At 72.7% G+C, this 18,550-nt stretch carries 14 protein-coding genes; 3 read left to right on the forward strand and 11 right to left on the reverse strand.

What is annotated here, in order from left to right:
* Positions 1–15: 15 nt before the first annotated feature.
* A complete protein-coding gene (locus ACIPYQ_RS21375) occupies positions 16–1,647 on the reverse strand; it encodes a TerD family protein (protein WP_401253306.1) in 1,632 nt (543 codons plus the stop codon).
* A gap of 140 nt (positions 1,648–1,787) precedes the next feature.
* Entirely contained in the window at positions 1,788–2,426 is a 639-nt protein-coding gene (locus ACIPYQ_RS21380) for a M48 family metallopeptidase (protein ID WP_401253309.1), read from the reverse strand.
* Between the two features lie 126 nt (positions 2,427–2,552).
* On the opposite strand from ACIPYQ_RS21380, the gene ACIPYQ_RS21385 reads away from it, so the two are divergent.
* Entirely contained in the window at positions 2,553–3,683 is a 1,131-nt protein-coding gene (locus ACIPYQ_RS21385) for a TOMM precursor leader peptide-binding protein (RefSeq protein WP_361752973.1), read from the forward strand.
* On the opposite strand, the gene ACIPYQ_RS21390 is transcribed toward ACIPYQ_RS21385, so the two are convergent.
* On the reverse strand, positions 3,677–6,580 hold the full coding sequence (locus tag ACIPYQ_RS21390; RefSeq protein WP_401253313.1) for a tetratricopeptide repeat protein: 2,904 nt from the start codon (positions 6,578–6,580) through the stop codon (positions 3,677–3,679). The two genes, ACIPYQ_RS21385 and ACIPYQ_RS21390, sit on opposite strands and share 7 nt — an antisense overlap.
* Positions 6,581–6,768: 188 nt before the next feature.
* On the opposite strand from ACIPYQ_RS21390, the gene ACIPYQ_RS21395 reads away from it, so the two are divergent.
* Positions 6,769–8,097, forward strand: a complete 1,329-nt coding sequence (locus ACIPYQ_RS21395) for an AarF/ABC1/UbiB kinase family protein (protein WP_362232782.1) — start codon at positions 6,769–6,771, stop codon at positions 8,095–8,097.
* 19 nt (positions 8,098–8,116) lie between these two features.
* On the opposite strand, the gene ACIPYQ_RS21400 is transcribed toward ACIPYQ_RS21395, so the two are convergent.
* The 5 genes from ACIPYQ_RS21400 to ACIPYQ_RS21420 all read right to left on the reverse strand — a co-directional run bounded on the left by ACIPYQ_RS21400 (position 8,117) and on the right by ACIPYQ_RS21420 (position 11,974).
* On the reverse strand, positions 8,117–8,323 hold the full coding sequence (locus ACIPYQ_RS21400; RefSeq protein ID WP_361752967.1) for a hypothetical protein: 207 nt from the start codon (positions 8,321–8,323) through the stop codon (positions 8,117–8,119).
* 100 nt (positions 8,324–8,423) lie between these two features.
* Positions 8,424–8,753: a hypothetical protein gene (locus ACIPYQ_RS21405; protein WP_361752965.1), complete on the reverse strand. Its 330-nt coding sequence runs from the start codon at positions 8,751–8,753 to the stop codon at positions 8,424–8,426.
* Complete coding sequence (locus ACIPYQ_RS21410) at positions 8,750–9,121, reverse strand: WhiB family transcriptional regulator (RefSeq protein WP_361752963.1); 372 nt, start codon at positions 9,119–9,121, stop codon at positions 8,750–8,752. The genes ACIPYQ_RS21405 and ACIPYQ_RS21410 overlap by 4 nt, the downstream gene beginning before the upstream one ends.
* Positions 9,122–9,308: 187 nt before the next feature.
* Positions 9,309–9,620 (reverse strand): hypothetical protein, encoded by a 312-nt coding sequence (locus tag ACIPYQ_RS21415; protein WP_319732482.1) that lies wholly within the window; start codon positions 9,618–9,620, stop codon positions 9,309–9,311.
* A 179-nt stretch (positions 9,621–9,799) separates the two neighbouring features.
* Positions 9,800–11,974, reverse strand: a complete 2,175-nt coding sequence (locus ACIPYQ_RS21420) for an ATP-dependent DNA helicase UvrD2 (protein WP_401253318.1) — start codon at positions 11,972–11,974, stop codon at positions 9,800–9,802.
* Between the two features lie 169 nt (positions 11,975–12,143).
* Here ACIPYQ_RS21420 and ACIPYQ_RS21425 point away from each other — a divergent pair, with 169 nt between their 5' ends.
* Complete coding sequence (locus tag ACIPYQ_RS21425; protein WP_031151539.1) at positions 12,144–12,404, forward strand: mycoredoxin; 261 nt, start codon at positions 12,144–12,146, stop codon at positions 12,402–12,404.
* Positions 12,405–12,490: 86 nt separating this feature from the next.
* Here the strand turns inward: ACIPYQ_RS21425 and nudC are convergent, their stop codons facing one another.
* From nudC to ACIPYQ_RS21440, 3 genes are read right to left on the reverse strand one after another with little or no spacing between them, the layout of a single operon-like run.
* A complete protein-coding gene (nudC, locus tag ACIPYQ_RS21430; RefSeq protein WP_319732469.1) occupies positions 12,491–13,447 on the reverse strand; it encodes an NAD(+) diphosphatase in 957 nt (318 codons plus the stop codon).
* Positions 13,448–13,490: 43 nt separating this feature from the next.
* A complete protein-coding gene (locus ACIPYQ_RS21435) occupies positions 13,491–14,897 on the reverse strand; it encodes a dipeptidase (RefSeq protein WP_401253323.1) in 1,407 nt (468 codons plus the stop codon).
* Positions 14,898–14,907: 10 nt separating this feature from the next.
* Complete coding sequence (locus ACIPYQ_RS21440; protein ID WP_401253326.1) at positions 14,908–18,486, reverse strand: UvrD-helicase domain-containing protein; 3,579 nt, start codon at positions 18,484–18,486, stop codon at positions 14,908–14,910.
* Positions 18,487–18,550: the final 64 nt, after the last annotated feature.

The following is an 18,550-nucleotide window of genomic DNA, read 5'->3' on the forward strand; positions in this document are numbered from 1 at the left end:
TCATGTCGGGCTCCCTCAGACCTCGTACGGCTGGACGACGATGAAGTTGCCGGGAGCGCCGCGGAACTGGAGGTTCACGGTCTCCCCGCTGTGGCCGGGGTAGGCGTTGCGCCGCAGCCGGACCTGGCTGGACAGGATCACCTGCGAGGCGGAGGACCACGCGACGATGGCGTTGCTGTCCGCGAAGGTGGTCGGCGTGACGGGCAGGACCACCGGGACGCCGTGCGTCTTGACGATCACCGTGCCGGTGCCCTGGAACTGCATGGTGAACAGGGCGCCGCCCGGGATGCCGTGGCCCTCGATGCGGCGGACCTCGTGCTGGAGCGACTCGTCGAAGGCGAGGACGGCCTCGGCGGAGACGCAGATCCCGTCGCCCTGGAGCTCGATGGCGTGCAGGTGGGCGCCGTTCTCGGCGAGGAAGACCTGGCCGCGGCCGGTGCAGCGCATGAGCTGCATCTCCTGGCCGGTGGCGTTGCCGACGATGCGGCCGGCGAAGCCCGCGCCCTTGTAGCTGAAGTCGACCTTGCCCTGGTACAGGACCATGCTGCCCTGGCGGGCGAGGACGGCCTGGCCGCCCATCGCCAGGTCGACGCGCATGAGCTGCGCGTTCTGCGGGGTCCAGCGGGTGCCCGTGGGGGCTTCCTTGTACGGCTGGAGCGCCGCGGCGAGCCCGGCCGCGACGGGGGCCGCGGCCTGGGGCGCGTAGCCGGGCTGCTGGCCCGGGACCTGGCCGGGGACCTGGCCGTAGCCCGGCTGCTGCCCGTAGGGCGCGGGGGCCGGGGCGGGCGGCGGGACCTGGCCGGGGTACTGGCCCGGGACCTGCCCGGGGACCTGGCCGTACGAGGGCTGCTGCGGCTGCCCGTACGGAGCGGGGGCCTGCGGGGCGAGCGGCGCGGCCATGGTGGGCGCGGTGTGCACCGGGGCCGGCGCGGCGGGCTGCTGGTACTGCGGCTGCGGGGCCGCGGCGGGCGCGGGCGCACCGAAGGACGGCGCGGGCGCGGGAGCAGCGGCCTGGGCGGGCGCCGGGGCGCCGAAGGCCGGGGCCGGCGCGGCTCCCTGCGGCGGCGGGGCGAAGCCGGGCGCGGCGGCGGCCGGCGCCTGCTGCTGCGGCGGTGCCTCCTCGGCGACCTCGCCGCCGAAGTTCCTCAGCAGCGCGTCGAGCCCGCCGTCGAAGCCCTGGCCGACGGCGGCGAAACGCCACACGTCCTTGAGGTAGAAGTCGCCGAGCATCACGGCCCGCTCGGTGGTGAACTCCGAGCCGGTGAAGGCGTACCGGACGACCTCTTCGCCGCCGGCCACGATCCGGATGTAGCCCGGGCCGACCTGCGACATCTGGCCGGCGCCGTCGATGGTGGCGGTGAAGGAGAGCTTGTGGATGGACGCCGGAATGCGATCCAGGGTCACCCGGAAGGATTCGGTGTCACCGGACTGTGCGCCGAGTTGCTGAATGGACTCTTCCGGCGACTTCGGCTGGTTGAAGAAGACGAAGTAGCGGTCGTCCGAGAGCTGCTCATTGGCGTCGAGCCCGAAACAGCTGATGTCGAAGGTGAGTCCGGGCCCGGCGATCTGGACGCCTACGTACAGATCGGTGCCCGCCGTGAGATCACTGATCTTGGCCTTGTGGCCGCGTTGGAATTCCCTGGCCATACGTAACGACCGTCCCCCATCCCGACTGTGAAATGCGTGCCGCTCAGGCTAACGGCAACTGCCGACATCCGGCCAAGTCGGTACCGACCCGGTACATATCACGCTGTGTGACATGACGGGTGGGTACAAGGCCTTCCTGCTCATTCCTCGCGGGCGGCCGGGACCTTCGGGAGGCGCTCGGCCGCCACCACTCCCTCCAGGTACCCGCGGGCCCGCTCGGTGCGCGGGTACGCCTCCAGCAGCTCCCAGAAGCGGGGCCCGTGGCCGGGCACGAGGAGGTGGGCCAGCTCGTGCAGGAGCACGTAGTCGACGACGTACTCCGGCATGCCCTGGATGCGGTGCGAGAGCCGGATGCTGCCTTCGGCCGGCGTGCAGGAGCCCCAGCGGGTGTTCTGGTTGGTGACCCAGCGGACCGAGCGGGGGCGTGCGCGGCCGCCGAAGTACTGCTCGGACAGACGCTCTGCGCGCTCGGTGAGTTCCGCGTCCCCGAGGGTGCGTTTGCTCTCCTGGGCGGCCAGCTTGTCGAGCATGACGCCCACCCAGCGCTGTTCTTCCGCCTCGGACATCCGGGCAGGGATGAGGACGACCGTACGGTCACCCTCGCGATAGGCGGATACGGTCCTGCGGCGGCGCGCACTCCGGCGGACTTCGACGGCGCGCGGCGATGGGTCGGCGGACACGCCACGACGGTACCCGGTAGCGGTGGCCGAAGTCCCGCCCGTCCGCGGTTCGAACGCGAGCGATGCGCAGCCGATATCAGGAACGGCATTTCCCTTCATCTCATATGCCTAATACCCCTCGCCTGTGGACAAATTCCCGCACGGATTCCGGCGGACGGGCACTGTTGCGGAAGAACGGGAAAAGGGGCGGCGCGAGTCCGCACCGGAAATCGAGGGGGACCGGACATGTATCCGAAGGTGAAGCCCGCGCTGGCGCGGGCCTGGCGGGACCGGGAGACGGTGCAGTTCGGGGTGACCCCCGCCCACGCGGTGGTGCTCGGGCCGGTGGACACGGCCACCGGCACGCTCATCGACCGGATCGACGGCACGCGGGGGATGGATCTGCTGCGGGCCGAGGCCAGGGGGATGGGACTCCCGGACGGCCGGGCCGACGCACTCGTCAGGCAGTTGGCGGGAGCCGGTCTGCTCGACGACGCCACCGCGGGAGGTCCGCGGGCCCAGGCCGTGCGCAGGCATCCGGAGTCCCTGGAGCGGCTGGGGCCCGATCTGGGCTCTCTCTCCCTGGTGCACCGGGAGCCGGGCGGGGACTTACGGGGTGTCGCCGCGCGCCGGGCGGTACGGGTCCGGGTGCGCGGGAGCGGCCGGGTGGGCGCCGTCATCGCGGCGGTCCTGGCGGGCGCCGGTGTGGGCCGGGTCGAGGTGCTCGACGGGGGCCGGGTGGAGCCGGCCGACGTGGCGCCGGGCGGTCTGGATCCCGGGAGCGTGGGCCGGCTGCGGGCGGAGGCCGCGGGGAGGCTGGTGCGCACATCGGCCCCGGGACGCACCCCGCGGGCCGGGGAGGAGGAGGGCGCGGAGCCCCGGCTGGCGTTGGTGGTGGTCGCGCCCCGGGACGGGCTGCACGCCTGGGCCCCCGATCCGGGCACCGCGGCCGACTGGGTCGCTACGGGCATCCCGCACCTGTACGCGGGGGTGTTGGAGGGGACGGGGCTGGTGGGTCCGCTGGTCCTGCCGGGGGTGACGGCCTGCGCGGGGTGCATGGAGCGCGACCGCGTGGACCGGGACGCGGCCTGGCCCCGGATGCTGGTCCAGTGGCGTTCGGCCCACCGCCGGCGCGCGGGCGCAGCCTGCGACCTGGGGCTGTCCACGGCGGTGGCCGGCCTGGCCGCGGCCCACGCGCTCTCCTTCCTCGACGGTGAACTGCCCGCGTCCACCGCCACCCGCTGGGAGGCCGCCCTCCCCACCCTCCACTGGCAGCCCGCCCCGGTCCACCCGCACCCGGACTGCCCGTGCGGCGCGGCCGCGGAGCGGACGGCCCCGGAGGCACCGGCCGCACTCACGTTGTCAGGGGGTCACTGATGTCCCGCGAACCGCTCCTCGACGGTGCGGCAGAGAGCGAGGATCCTCGGTTCTGCCGACGGAATGATCACAATCAGGCTGCGCAGGGCGAGGATCAGCTCCTGCGCCCGTCCGGGCTGCGGATCGCCGTCCAGGAAGGCCGAGACCAGGGAGCCGGCCTCCTCCCATCGCAGCGACAGGACATGGGCCAGGACGAGGTTGCCGGTGTTGGCCGCCGGATCGGAGGTGAGCCCGGCGCCCTCGGGTGCCAGGAGCTCCACAGCCCGCGACAGATGGTGGTCACGCTCGGGACGACCGAGCGCGTGCAGGACCACGGCGGTCTCGTAGTGGGCATGAGCGCTGGAAGGCCCGGCGGCGACGGCGCGGGTGAGATCGGCCAGTGCCTCCTCGTACCGCCCCATGAGCCTGTATGCCATCCCCCGGGCGGTCAGCGTCCATTCATCCGGCCGCCGCAGCTCCATGACCCGGGAGAAGTCCTCCACGGCCGCCGCATAGAGCCCCATGAGGTGGCGCACCCGTCCCCGGCCGCACAGGGCCACGATGCTGTCGGGCTTCAGCTCGATCACACGGCTGAAGTCGTCATGCGCCTCCACCAGCCGGTCGAGACACTCACGCATCCGGCCACGCTGAAGAATGCCCCACACGTGGTCGGGGCTGAGCTCGACTCCTCGGTCGAGCTGGGCGATCGCCTCTCCGTGGCGCCCGAGTTCCCAGTAGGTGACGCCACGGTTGATGAAGGCCCAGCCGTAGTCCGGCGAGGCGGCGAGAGCCCGTGCGAAGTCCGGCAGCGCCTCTTCGAAGCGCTCCATGGCGTTGAAGGTGACGCCTCGGTTCACGAGCGCCCACGGGTCCTCCCGCAGTTCGACGGCGCGGTCGAAGTCCGCCAGGGCCTCCTCGAAGCGCCCTTGCATGCGGTGGACGACACCGCGGTTGGTGAAGGCCCAGTCGTAGTCCGGCGCCAGTTCGATGGCGTGGCCGAAGGCGGCGAGAGCCTCTTCGTACCGTCCGGTGAGCCGGTAGGAGGCCCCGCGACTCACGACCGACCGGAAATGGCCGGGATCGAGCTCGATGGCCCGCTCGAAGTCCGCGATCGCCTCGTCGTGGCTGCCCGTCAACGCGTGCGTCCGGCCGCGCCCGAAGTACGCGCGGACGAGCTGGGGGTCCAGTTCCGTGGCACGGCTGTAGTCGGCAAGGGCCTGCGGATACCTCTCGGCGCTGCGGTGGTCGAGGCCACGGCACGCGAAGGCCAGGGCCCGGCCGACGGCATCGAGACCGGCACGGCTGACGAGGAGGGTGAACACCGCTCCGCTCCCCCCGGGACCGTCCATCGCCGCCTGGAGGTCCTCTCCCCACTGGGCGACCGCTTCCGAGTCGGCGTCACGACCGCTCCTGGCCAAGGTCTGGATCCAGCGACGGAGGCTGGTGACGCCGTGGCAATAGGCGTCGAGGAGCTCGCTCAGGGCTGCGGGGAGGGCGGTACGGGGGTCGGCGCAAAGACGGTGATACGTCTCCTGGAGCCGGTGTGCGCGCCATGTCTCGTCCGCCCACCAACCGCGGGAAGGAGCGGCGGCCTCCTCCAGGCGGGCCCGGCGCTGACCGAAGGCGTCGGCGAGCCGGGTGTGCAGCTGTTCCCACCGCGCCGGCGACTGCCTGCGCTGCAGGCGGAGCATGGTGCCGCGGACGAGTTCGTGGTAGCGGCAGTGACCCGACCGGTCGGTGACGAAGGGCATCGACCGCAGCCAGCCGAACAGTTCGGTCGCGTCTTCCTCCACGGCCGCCCGGTACACGTCCTCGTCCAGCTCCTGGGGGAACGCGCACGCCAGGGCGGCGGCCCGGCGGGCCGGATCGGTCTCCCACTTGAGGAACCTCTCCACGGCGGTGCCGCTCGGGTCCCCGATCTCTTCCACACTGCCGGGCTGTGTCTCGGCGAGGATGGAGACGAGCACGGGGAGGCACTTCGACAGCTGGAGGATGACCTCGACGACCCGCTCGTCCGTCACCCCCTTGCCGGTGAGGAGCTGTCGTGCCTCCGTCTCCGTGAAGGCCTCCAGGGGCCAGTCCGTGACCAGGTCCATCCAGTCCTGCCAGCACGCGGCCGTCAGCCGGGACTGGCCTGCCAGGGTGACCAGGACGTTCGAGGGGAGCCCTCCGTATCGATCGCTGACCAGCACGTCGCGCAGCCAGGTGTCCAGCAGCCGACCGGTGCGTTCGTAGGTGTCGAAGAAGAGCACGATCCATGGCCGACGACGAGCGACCTCGGAGAGTTCCTCGAGGAACACGGGGGTCAGCGCGTCCAGCGGGGACAGGACGAGTTCCACGTCCCCGTGGTTGCGCAATCGCGTGCTGATCAGCGCTTTCATCCGGTCCGCGCCGGCTGCGACCTGGTGCGGGTCGACCGCGCCGGTGAAGGCGCCGACTCCGGGGATCATGCCCAGTCCGGCCAGGCCCAGTTGCGAGGCGATCACAGTGGACGGCGACGGGGGCGGGACCTCGCCTGCGGGCAGGTCCCCACCCGTCACGGCGACGCCCATCCCGGCGTCCGCCTCGTGCCGGCGCTGGCGGTAGGTGGCGAGGAGTTTGTCGAAGCCCTTCAGGGCCGCCCCCTGCTGGGCGAACTGGGCGCTGATGACCTCCATCGTCTCCACGGTGTCGGCCACCGACTCGTCCACGTAGGCGGTGACGGCCTGGCCGTCGCGGGCGATGGTCTCCAACTGGCGTACGAGGGTGGACTTCCCGACTCCGGCCGGGCCGCGCACATGGAAGAGGAACTGCGCCGCCTCGTCCGGGGGCTGCTTGAGCGCGTCCCGGAAGGCCGACACCTCGCCTTCCCGTCCGATGAAGCCGCCGGAACGCCGTCGCCGGATGAGCTCCTGCCTCGTGGGACCCCGCCCCGCCATCCCCTGCTCCTCACGATCATCCCGTCCCCCTGCCCCGTCATGCTGGCCCATCGGGCCGGGCGCCGTCCGGCTTTGGCGAGATCCCGCACGGGCTGGGGCAGGTGCCCTCCTCCGAGCCGCGAGGAGGCCATGACAGGATGCGGAGAACCGCTGTTCGCGGCCCAGCTGTCTGGGAAATGGAGGGGCGCATGTCTGATCTTCCCCGGAAGGCGGTCACCCGCACCGTCAAGCTGGCCGCGCTGCCGCTCGGCATCGCGGGACGGGCCACCTGGGGGCTGGGCAAGCGGATCGGGGGCAAGTCGGCCGAGATCGTGGCGAGCGAGCTCCAGAAGCGCACAGCCGAGCAGCTGTTCCGCACGCTCGGGGAGCTGAAGGGCGGTGCCATGAAGTTCGGGCAGGCCCTGTCGGTCTTCGAGTCGGCGCTGCCCGAGGAGGTCGCGGGGCCCTATCGGGCGGCGCTGACCAAGCTTCAGGAGGCGGCTCCGCCCCTGCCCGCGGCGACGGTGCACCAGGTGCTGGCGGACCGTCTCGGCGAGGACTGGCGGGAGCTGTTCGAGGAGTTCGAGGACAAGCCGGCCGCGGCGGCCTCGATCGGGCAGGTGCACCGGGCGGTGTGGCACGACGGCCGGCAGGTCGCGGTCAAGGTCCAGTACCCGGGGGCCGGTGAGGCGCTGCTGTCGGACCTGAAGCAGCTGGGCCGGTTCGCGGGGCTGCTGGGGCCGCTGATCCCCGGCATGGAGATCAAGCCGCTCATCAAGGAGTTGCGCAACCGGGTCTCCGAGGAGCTCGACTACGAGCTGGAGGCCGAGGCCCAGCGGACGCACGCCGACGCGTTCGAGGACGATCCGGACGTGGTCGTGCCGGACGTCGTGCACCAGGGCGACCAGGTGCTGGTGACCGAGTGGATGGAGGGGACCCCGCTGTCGGAGGTGATAGCCGACGGCACCGAGGAGGAGCGCGACCGCGCCGGGCAGCTGCTGGCCCGGTTCCTCTTCTCCGGTCCCGCGCGCACCGGTCTGCTGCACGCGGATCCGCACCCGGGCAACTTCCGGCTGATACCGGGGGCGGACGGCCGGATGCGGCTGGGCGTCCTGGACTTCGGCACGGTCGACCGGCTGCCCGGCGGCTGGCCCAAGCCCATCGGCAGGTCGCTGCGGATGACCCTGGACGGTGACGCCGAGGGGGTCTACGGGCACCTGCGCGCCGAGGGGTTCGTGAAGGAGTCCATCGAGCTGGACCCCGACGCGGTGCTGGACTACCTCAAGCCGATCATCGAGCCGGCCGAGGCGGAGGAGTTCACCTTCACCCGGCCGTGGCTGCGCGGCCAGGCGGCGCGGATCGCCGATCCCCGCTCCCCCGCGCACCAGTTGGGCCGGCAGATCAACCTGCCGCCTTCGTACCTGCTGATCCACCGGGTCACGCTGAGCACGATCGGGGTGCTGTGCCAGCTGGGCGCGACGGTGCGGCTGCGGGACGAACTGGACGCCTGGCTGCCCGGGTTCGCTTCCGCCGAGTGACTCCGTAGGGTCCGCTCCGTCACCACCAGGAGGAGTCGAGCCTGCCTTCGATCGCCCGGAGGTTGGCCCGCGCGCAGTCGACGCAGAAGTACTGTCTGGTCCCGTTCTCCACCGAGCAGGTCCAGGTGGGCGGGGCGCCGTTGGGGGACTCCGTGCCACAGCGCGCGCAGACGACGGGCTGGGCCTCGGATCCCGACGGGGCGGGGTGGGGAGTCGGCTGGTCCACCTCCAGACGATATCCCCGCAGGGGGTGGACTGCCGTCCGCAACGCACCGGGGGGACCGGTCCGTTCGGACCGGTCCCCCCGGGGACGCTGTTTTCAGCTCTTAGTGCATGACGGCCATGGCCAGCGCACGGCGGGCGCGCATCGAGACGCGCTCGGCACGCCGCTGCATGCGGCGGGCGGTGACCAGGCGTACGGCGTGACGTTCGACGTCCACCTCACGCATGAGCTCGTCCATATGGGCACGAGCCAGGGCTTCTGGGATGAGTTGCATTTCGCGGGTCCTGTTCTGACGCGAGGTGATCGCGCCGGTGGTGATGAAGTCTGCGTGGGCGGCGCCGTGCGGCTGCTCGCTCGTGGTGTAGGCGGTCATGAGGGCCTGCTTCAGGGGGTCGTGCGTCAGGGGGCGGTCGATGGTTCCGATGGCGGTCATGCCGCGACAACCGGGTTCTTGCGCGGACGGCCACGGGGCCGCTTGCGGGCGACGACGACGCCCTGGACGAAGAGCTCGCCACCCCAGACGCCCCAGGGCTCGCGGCGCTCGACCGCTCCGGCGAGGCAGGCCTCGACCAGCGGGCAGGTGCGGCAGAGCGACTTGGCGTACTCGACGTCGGCCGGGGACTCGGCGAAGAAGACCTCGGGGTCGAAGGTGCGGCAGGGAACGGGTACGCCGAGGTTCTCGATGGCGTCGTCGAGCGCGGTGAGCGCGGTGAGCGGGGTCAAGGCGTGGTCCTCCGGGACTGCGGGCGGGGAGATCGTGTGGGTCTGCGTTACGGACGGGGCGTGCGCTTCGAGTTGCACGGTGGTTTCTTCCTCGTCGTCTTGGTCGGCTAGTCGTTCCGGCCGGTGGGCCGGGTTCGGCTGTCACCTGCTTCTGCCAGTCCCGAGGCCCCTTTGCTGCGTTCGCCCCCCGTTCGGGGACAAACAGAAGGGCCGCGGATCCCGGGTGGGGTTCCGCGGCCCTGAAGGCGCCGGCCTGATCATGCGATCAGACTGGATCACTCCAGGGTTCGAGCCCACGGAAGGCCCACATCAGGTGGTGCTGCTGCTTCGTCTGCTTCGTCTTGGCTCCGGCACCGGCTGCGGCCGCGAAGCCATAGGCGCCATGCGCCTGAGCTTCTGCTGCCAGTACTGCCACCGGTGCCTGGGTCGGTCGCTCATTGCGCTCACTGACCGGAAGGGTCGCCAGCAGGGCGGGGCGGTCGGCGGAAATCGCGGACACACCGGTACCCAGAAGGGAGACGGAACCGAGCAGGCAGGAAGCGTCGACCGAGCGATCGGTCATTTTGGTGAAGGTCATGAAGCTGGTCACTGGTCTCGCCTCCTCTCGGCGTCTCGGGGACTCGGCCCGAGGGCCTGTCCCATGCGTATTCGGATAAGTACAGCACGGATCCAGGGCTTCGGAGAAGCCACCGTTTCCGTTGCTAAGAACCTATGGGTCTTCGCTGGGCATGTGCAAACTATTTTTCCGACGAGTTTCTACGCGTCGGCAGGATCCGCGGACCCGTGCTCCTGACCTGCACATATGGCCAGGACCTCGGCGCCGTACCGCTCGAGCTTGCGGCCGCCCACTCCGGAGATCATAGAGAGCTCGCCCGGCTCGGTGGGCGCGGCCTCCGCGATGGCCATCAGGGTCTTGTCCGTGAAGACGCAGTAGGCGGGCAGGCCCTGCTCCTTCGACTGGCCCGCGCGCCACTCCCGCAGCCGCTCGTAGAGCCCTTCGTCCATGTCGGACGGGCAGTCCTCACAGCGCATCAGCTTGAGCTCGCCGGCCTCGGTCAGGGTCTTGCGGCACACCCGGCACAGCGTGGGGCCCCGCCTGTCGCGCCTCCGGGCCAACCGGTCGGCCGGGGAGCCCGGCCGGCTCCCCGGGGCCGCGGAGCCCGGCCGCAGGCCGTTCAGGAAGCGGCTGGGCCGCCGGGAGGCCCGGCCGCCCGGAGCCCGGGAGAGGCCCCAGGAGAGGGTCAGGTGCATCCGCGCCCGGGTGACGCCGACATAGAGCAGCCGGCGCTCCTCCTCGACCTGCTCGTCGGTCTTCGCGTACGTGATCGGCAGCATGCCGTCGGTGAGGCCGACGAGGAACACGGCGTCCCACTCCAGGCCCTTCGCCGCGTGCAGCGAGGCCAGGGTGACGCCCTGGACGGTCGGGGCGTGCTGGGCGGCCTTGCGCTCGTCCAGCTCGACCGTGAGGTCGGCCAGGGTGACGCCCGGCCGGGTCCGGGCGAAGTCCTCGGCGAGCCGGACCAGCGCGGCCAGGGATTCCCACTGGTCGCGCACGGCGCCGGAGCCGGCGGGCGGCTCGGGGGTCCAGCCGGTGGAGCTGAGCACCGCCCGGACCTGGGAGCCCAGTTCCACGACGTCGTCGAGCAGCGGGTCGTTCCCGCCGGAACGGGCGGCTCCGCGCAGCGCGAGGATCGCCTTCTGGACCTCGGCCCGCTCGAAGAACCGCTCGGCCCCGCGCAGCTGGTAGGGGACCCCGGCGTCGGCCAGGGCCTGTTCGTAGACCTCGGACTGGGCGTTGATGCGGTAGAGGACGGCGATCTCGCCGGCCGGGACGCCCGCGGCGATCAGGTCCCGGATCCGGTGGGCGACGCCCTCGGCCTCGGCCGGCTCGTCCGCGTACTCGGCGTAGACGGGGTCGGGGCCGGTCTCGCGCTGGGAGACCAGCTCCAGCCGGTGCTCGGCGGCGCGGCCCTTGGCCTGGTTCAGGAGCCCGTTGGCGAGGTGGACCACCTGGGGGGTGGAGCGGTAGTCGCGGACCAGCTTGACCACGGTGGCCTGCGGGTACTTGGTGCGGAAGTTCAGCAGGTGGTCGGGGGTGGCGCCGGTGAAGGAGTAGATCGTCTGGCTGGCGTCGCCGACGACGCAGAGGCTGTCGCGCTCGCCGAGCCAGAGGTCCAGCAGCCGCTGCTGGAGGGGGCTGACGTCCTGGTACTCGTCGACGACGAAGTGCTGGTACTGGGTGCGGATCTGCTCGGCGATGTCGTGGCGGTCCTGGAGGATGCCGACGGTCAGGAGCAGCACGTCCTCGAAGTCGATCATGCCGCGGTCGCGCTTGAGCTGCTCGTACGCCCCGTAGATCTGGGCGATCTCGGCCATGTCCCGGGGCGCCTCGCGGCCCGACTTGAGGGCGGCGGCCGGGTAGTCGGCGGGGACCGTCTGCGTGACCTTGGCCCACTCGATCTCGCCGGTGACGTCGCGCAGCTCGCCCCGGTCGAGCCGGATGCGGCAGCGCGCGCCGGCCTCCGCGACGAGCTGGATCTTGCGCTCCAGGAGCCGGGGCACGTCCCCGCCGACCGCCTTGGGCCAGAAGTACTGGAGCTGGCGCAGGGCGGCGGAGTGGAAGGTCCGGGCCTGGACCCCGCCCGCGCCGAGGGTGCGCAGGCGGCCGCGCATCTCTCCGGCGGCGCGGTTGGTGAAGGTGACGGCCAGCACACTGGCCGGCATGAGCTGGCCCGAGCGGACGCCGTAGGCGATGCGGTGGGTGATCGCGCGGGTCTTGCCGGTACCGGCGCCCGCCAGCACGCACACCGGCCCGCGCAGGGTCGTCGCGACCTCGCGCTGCTCCGGGTCCAGGCCCAGGAGCACCGCGTCGGCCGAGTCGGCGGAGGCGGGGCCACCCGGGAACGAGGGGAAGTGCGTTGCTGCTGTCACCCCGCCATGCTGCCAGGTCTCGTGGGGCGGGCGGGAAAACCGTCCACAGGCGGCACGTATCCGTCGTATCAGTCACACCGGCCGCACGGGGACGCCGTACGGGAATGGCCGCGGGGTCCCGTACGTTCGAGTACTCGGACCACCGAGCCCTCACGAAGGAGAGCGCAGCATGCAGGACACGGGCACCGTCACGATGTACAGCACGACCTGGTGCGGCTACTGCCGTCGGCTGAAGACCCAGCTGGACCGGGAAGGCATCGCGTACAACGAGATCAACATCGAGCTCGACCCGGAGTCCGCCGCGTTCGTCGAGAAGGCCAACGGCGGCAACCAGACGGTTCCCACCGTGCTCGTGAAGTCCTCCGCCGGCAACGAGTCCGTCATGACGAACCCGAGCCTGGCCCAGGTCAAGCAGGCCCTCGCCGTCTGAGGCAGCCGCACCCGCGGGCACCCGCAGGTCCCCGCGAGCACCAGAAAGGCCCCCGCCGAGGCGGGGGCCTTCTGCTGTGACGAACGTTACGCCGCCATCTTCGGCAGCGGCTCGCCGTACCAGAGCTCGACCAGCCGGGCGGCGATGGAGATGCCCGACGGGGGCAGCACCTCGCCCGTCTCGAACGCGGCGCGCAGCTCCTCACGGGAGAACCAGCGGGCCTCCTGGATCTCCTCGCCGTCCACCGTGATCTCGGAGGTGGTGGCGCGGGCCGTGAAGCCCAGCATCAGGCTGTACGGGAAGGGCCACGGCTGGCTGGCCACGTACTCGACCTCGCCGACCCGGACGCCCGCCTCCTCCCACACCTCGCGGACGACGGACTGCTCGATCGACTCGCCCGGCTCCACGAACCCGGCGAGGGTCGAGAAGCGGCCCTCCGGCCAGTGCACCTGGCGGCCCAGCAGCGCGCGGTCGTGCTCGTCCGTGACCAGCATGATCACGGCCGGGTCGGTGCGCGGGTAGTGCTCGGCGCCGCAGCCCGGGCAGCGGCGGATGTGTCCGGCGGCGGCGACCACCGTGCGCTCGCCGCAGCGGGAGCAGAAGCGGTGCATCCGCTGCCAGTTCTCCAGGGCCACCGCGTGCACCATCAGCCCGGCGTCGCGCGGGGAGAGCAGCAGTCCGGCCTCGCGCAGGCCGGCCGGGCGGGCCGACTGGTCCATGCGGCCCGGCAGGGCGTCCTTCTGCAGCGCGAAGTACCGTACGCCGTCCTCGTCCGTGCCCAGGAAGTAGCGGTGGGTCTCGGTGACCGGGGCCTCGAAGGCCGGGGTCATCACGATGCCGGTGCCCCCGTCGGGGGTGTCGTCGATCAGGACCTGGCCGCCGGAGACGACGAAGACGCGGGTCGTGGGGTGGCTCCAGGCGGCGGCGAGCCACGCCTCGTCGAGGCGGTGGTGCGCGGCGCGGTCGATTCCGCTGGGCGCGGCGAGCGAGAGAGGGCGCTCGGTGAGAGGGCGCTCGGTATGGGTGCTCACAGGTACTTCCAACTCCCCCGGTGGTGGGACAAGGCAGGCGTGCGTGCGTCGGGTGTCAGGCGGTGGGGCGGTGGGTGGCGGCCAGGTCTCCCCAGAGGTAGGCGGTCGTCTCGACGCCCTTGAGGAGCAGGTCCAGCTCGACCTTCTCGTTCGGCGAGTGCCAGCCGTCGGACGGTACCGAAATGCCGAGGAAGAGGACGGGCGCGTCCAGGACGTCCTGGAGGTCCGCCGCGGGTCCGGAGCCGCCCTCGCGGGTGAAGCGGATCTTCTGGCCGAAGGCGCGGCCCATGGCCCGTACGACGGACTGCAGGGCCGGGTGGTCCAGCGGGGTCAGGCACGGCCGGGTCGGGGCGCCGAAGGTGATGGAGTGGCGGATCCCGTCCGGGATCCGGGCCGCGACCCAGTCCCTGACGGCGGCCTCGACCTCGTACGGGTCCTGGCCGGACACCAGGCGGAACGACAGCTTCAGGTGGGCGGAGGCGGGCACGATGGTCTTGCCGCCGGGGCCCTGGTAGCCGCCGCCGATGCCGTTGACCTCGGCCGTCGGGCGGGCCCAGACGCGCTCCAGGGTGGAGTAGCCGGCCTCCCCGGAGGCCGCGTGGGAGCGGGCCGTACGGAGCCACTCGGACTCGTCGAAGGGCAGCTCGGCGATGAGCGCGCGCTCCGCCTCGGTGAGCTCGGCGATCCCGTCGTAGAAACCGGGGATCGTCACCCGTCCGTCGTCGTCGTGCAGGGCGGCGACCAGGCGGGCGGCGACGGCGGCCGGATTGGGCACGGCCCCGCCGAAGGCGCCGGAGTGGATGTCCTGGTCCGGGCCGTGGAAGTCGATCTCGCAGTCGGCGACGCCGCGCATGCCGGTGCAGACGGTGGGGGTGGTCTCGGACCACATGCCGGTGTCCGAGACGATCACGACGTCGGCGGCGAGCTCGGCGGCGCGGGCCTCGACGAGCGCGCGGAAGTTCGCGGAGCCGGACTCCTCCTCGCCCTCGATGAGCAGCTTGAGGTTCACGGCGGGGGCGGCCGCGCCGGTGGCGGCCAGGTGCGCGCGCACCCCGAGGGTGTGGAAGAACACCTGCCCCTTGTCGTCGGCGGCGCCGCGCCCGTACATGCGGCCGTCGCGGACCACCGGCTCGAAGGGGTCCGTGTGCCAGCCGTCGGCGAGGGCGGCGGGCTGCACGTCGTGGTGCCCGTACACCAGGACGGTGGGGGCCTGCGGGTCCTCGCTCGGCCAGTGCGCGAAGACGGCGGGGGCGCCGGGGGTCTCCCAGACCTCGGACACCGGGAAGCCGGTCTCCTTGAGCTTCGCCGCGAGCCATTCGGCGCTGCGGCGTACGTCGTCCGCGTGCTCGGGCTGGGCCGAGACGGAGGGGATGCGGAGCCACTCGGCGAGGTCGTCGAGGAAGGCGGCGCGGTGGGTGTCGATGTACGTGCGGACGACGTTGTCCGGCGGGGTGTCGCTCATGCCCACGAGCCTAGCCGTCCGTCTGATGGGCGCCGCCGGTGTCCGTTTTGCCTTGGAGGATCCGCTCAAGGCGGGCCCGGTCGGGGAGGTTGCGGGGCCGGATCACGCGGCCGCTGCGGACGTGGAGGAAGGCGGCGGTGACCCGGTCGAGCGGGGTGTTCGTGGCCTCGGCCCAGGCCAGGCGGTAGACGGCGAGCTGGAGGGGGTCGGCCTCGGTGGTGCGGCCGGTCTTCCAGTCGACGATCTCGTACGAGCCGTCGTCGTTGCGGTAGACGGCGTCGATCCGGCCGCGGATGACGCGGCCGGCGAGGGTGAGCTGGACCGGGGCCTCCATGCGGTGGGGCGGCCGGTCGGCGTACGGGCTGCGCTCGAAGGCGGCCTTGAGGGAGTCGAGGTCGGCCTCGTCGGCGATCTCCTGGTCGGAGCCGGCGCCGGGGAGGTCGGTGACGGGGTCGAGGACGTCGAGGAAGGGCAGCGGGAGCTCGTCGAAGCGGGACTCGACCCAGGCGTGGAACCGGGTGCCCTGGCGGGCGGCGGGCTGTGGGGGCTTGGGCATGGGGCGGGCGAGGTCGCGTACGAAGCCCTGCTCGTCGGCGGCGAGCCGGAGCAGCTGGCTCGCGGAGAGGGCGGCGGGCAGCTCGACGTCGCGGACGGCTGCGCGGGCGCGGCGGAGCTCGCCCTCCAGGGCGTCGAGGTCCCGGTCCCAGGAGGCGATGGCGCGCGCCTCCTCGGGCGCGAGTCCGGCTGCACCGCCGCCCGGGCGGGCCGCCGCGGCCCAGGCCTCGCCGGCCCAGGGGCCATCACCCTCCGGGGCGCCGGTGCCGGTGCGGCGGGCTCCGCCCGGGCTCTCGGCGACGTCCCAGTGGGCCGCCTCCGGCCACAGCTCGTCGTCAGGCGGGCCGGTGGGCCGGTCCTGGTGCGCGGTGGGGTTCGTGCCCGCGGGCACGGCTGCGCCGCCGCCGGGCGCGGGTAGGGGCTCGGCTGCCCAGGGGTCTTCGGCGGGGGGTGGTTCCCAGGGGTCTTCGGACGGCCACGGCTCCTCGCAGTCCGGGGGCCAGAGGTAGGCCTCGTCCTCCGGCGGGGGCGGGGCGGCGAGGTAGGACTCCACCAGGGCGGCCGCCGCCCGGCGCAGGGTGAGGGAGTGCGGGTCGAGCGGGAGGGGCCAGGAGTGGTCCGGGGTGGAGTCGTCGGCGAGGGACGGGTTCTCGGCGGCCGGCTCCGGCTCGTCCGCCCAGGCCTCGATCTCGCCGAAGCCCGCCGCGCAGTGGTCGTGGAGGGACCGGAGGAAGGCCGAAGGGCCGCGGCGCTTCTTCTGGGTCGGGCCCCACCAGTGGCCCGAGGCCAGGAGGAGGGAGCGGGGGCGGGTGAAGGTCACGTAGCCCAGGCGGAGCTCTTCGGTCGCCTTGTGGTCCTTCAGGGCCGTCTTGAACGCCTTCAGGCCGGCCGAGGTCCAGTCCGGGTCCGCCGGCAGGGTGGGGGCGTCGCCGCGCAGCGCGTACGGGAGCACCTTCGCGTACGAGGTCCAGGCCTCCGGCGCCTTCTCCTTCGGGAAGGACCCCGCGCACAGGTCCGGGACGACGACCACGTCCCACTCCAGGCCCTTCGACTTGTGGGCCGTCAGGACCTTGACCGTGTTCTCCCCGCCCGGCAGGGCGTGGTCCAGGCCCTTCTCGTACTGGGCGGCGGTGCGCAGGAACGCCAGGAAGGCCAGCAGCGAGGCCTCGCCGTCGAGCGCGGCGAACCCGGCCGCGACGTCCATGAAGTTCGAGAGCGTCTCGCGGCGGCGGGCCGCCAGTGCGTGCGGGGAGGCGGACAGCTCCACCTCCAGGCCGGTCGCGGACAGCACGCGGTGCAGGACGTCCATGAGGGGATCGGCCAGGGAGCGGCGCAGGTCGCGCAGTTCCTGGGCGATGTGCGCGAAGCGGACCCGGGCCTCCGCCGAGAAGGGGAGGTCGTCCGGGGCCTGTCCGGCGCCGTCGAGGAAGGTCTCCAGCGCGTCGGCCAGGGACACGATCTCCGCCGGGTCCACGCCTTCCACGGCCGCCGCAAGCCGTTCGTCCGGGTCCGCCCCGGCCGGCGACCGGCCCACCATGAGGCGGGCCCGCCGGCCCAGCAGGGCCAGGTCGCGCGCGCCGATCCGCCAGCGCGGGCCGATGAGGAGCCGGACGAGGGAGGCGTTGGCGCCCGGGTCCTGGAGGACCTCGCAGACGGCGACGAGGTCCGCGACCTCGGGGAGGTGCAGCAGCCCGGAGAGGCCGACGACCTCCACCGGCACGTCCCGGTCCACCAGCACGGCCTGGATCCGCGCGAAGTCCCCGGCCGAGCGGCACAGGACCGCGATCTCGCGCGGCTCCGTGCCCGTGCGGACCAGGTGGGCGACGGAGTCGGCGAGCCAGTCGAGCTCCTGGGCGTGGGTCTCCAGCAGGGCGCAGCGGACCTGGCCCGCGTGCTCGGCCCCCGGCGCGGGGCGCAGTGCCTCCACGCCCTCGTGCATGGCGCGCAGCGGGGCGGCGAGCCCGTTGGCCAGGTCCAGGAGCCGGCCGCCGCTGCGCCGGTTCTCGCTGAGGGAGAGCCGGGCAGCGGGGCTCCCGTCGGCGTGCGGGAAGTGCTCGGGGAAGTCGTCGAGGTTGGCCACGGAGGCGCCGCGCCAGCCGTAGATGGCCTGGCAGGGATCTCCGACGGCGGTCACGGCGTGGCCGGAGCCCGCGCCGAAGAGCCCGGAGAGCAGGAGGCGCTGGGCGACCGAGGTGTCCTGGTACTCGTCCAGGAGCACGACCTTGAATTCCTCGCGCAGCAGTGCGCCGACCTCGGGGCGGGTGGTGGCGAGCTGCGCGGAGAGGGCTATCTGGTCGCTGAAGTCGAAGAGGTCGCGGGTGCGTTTGGCGGCGCGGTAGCGGACGACGAGCTCGAGCAGTTCGAGGCGGCCGCGCACGGCCTCGGGGACCTTGCGCAGGTCCTCGTTGGTGAGCCGGGTGCCCGCGAGCACGTCCAGGAGCGCGGTGTCGTGCAGGCGCAGCTCCGCCGGCTCGACCAGGTGCTCGGAGAGCTCGCCGTCGAGCGCGAGGAGGTCCCCGACCAGGTCGGGGACGGACTTGGTGAGCGAGGGGTACGGGCCGGGGGCCTCGCGCAGCACCTTCGCGGCGAGCTGGAAGCGGGTGGCGTCGGCGAGGAGGCGGGAGCTGGGCTCCAGGCCGATGCGCAGGCCGTGGTCCTTCAGCAGCTGGCCGGCGAAGGCGTGGTAGGTGGAGATGCGGGGCTCGCCGCCGGCCGTGTCCACGTCGGCCGGGGAGGGGTCCGGGTCGGTGATGCCTGCCCGCGCGAGGGCCTTCCGTACGCGCTCGGACAGTTCGCCGGCGGCCTTGTTGGTGAAGGTGAGGCCGAGGACCTGCTCGGGGGCGACCGTGCCGGTGCCCACGAGCCAGACCACGCGGGCCGCCATGACGGTGGTCTTGCCGGAACCGGCGCCGGCGACGACGACCTGCGGGGCGGGCGGGGCGGTGACGCAGGCCATCTGTTCGGGCGTGAAGGGGATCCCGAGGAGCTCTTTGAGCTGCTCGGGATCGGAGAGGACGGACGCACGCGCGGACACGTAAAAAGGCTAGCCGCCCGCACCGACAGCCCCGACCGTCCCGGGCCGGCCGAGCCGGCCCTGG

The organism is Streptomyces sp. NPDC090045, assembly GCF_044747975.1.
GTDB lineage: Bacteria > Actinomycetota > Actinomycetes > Streptomycetales > Streptomycetaceae > Streptomyces.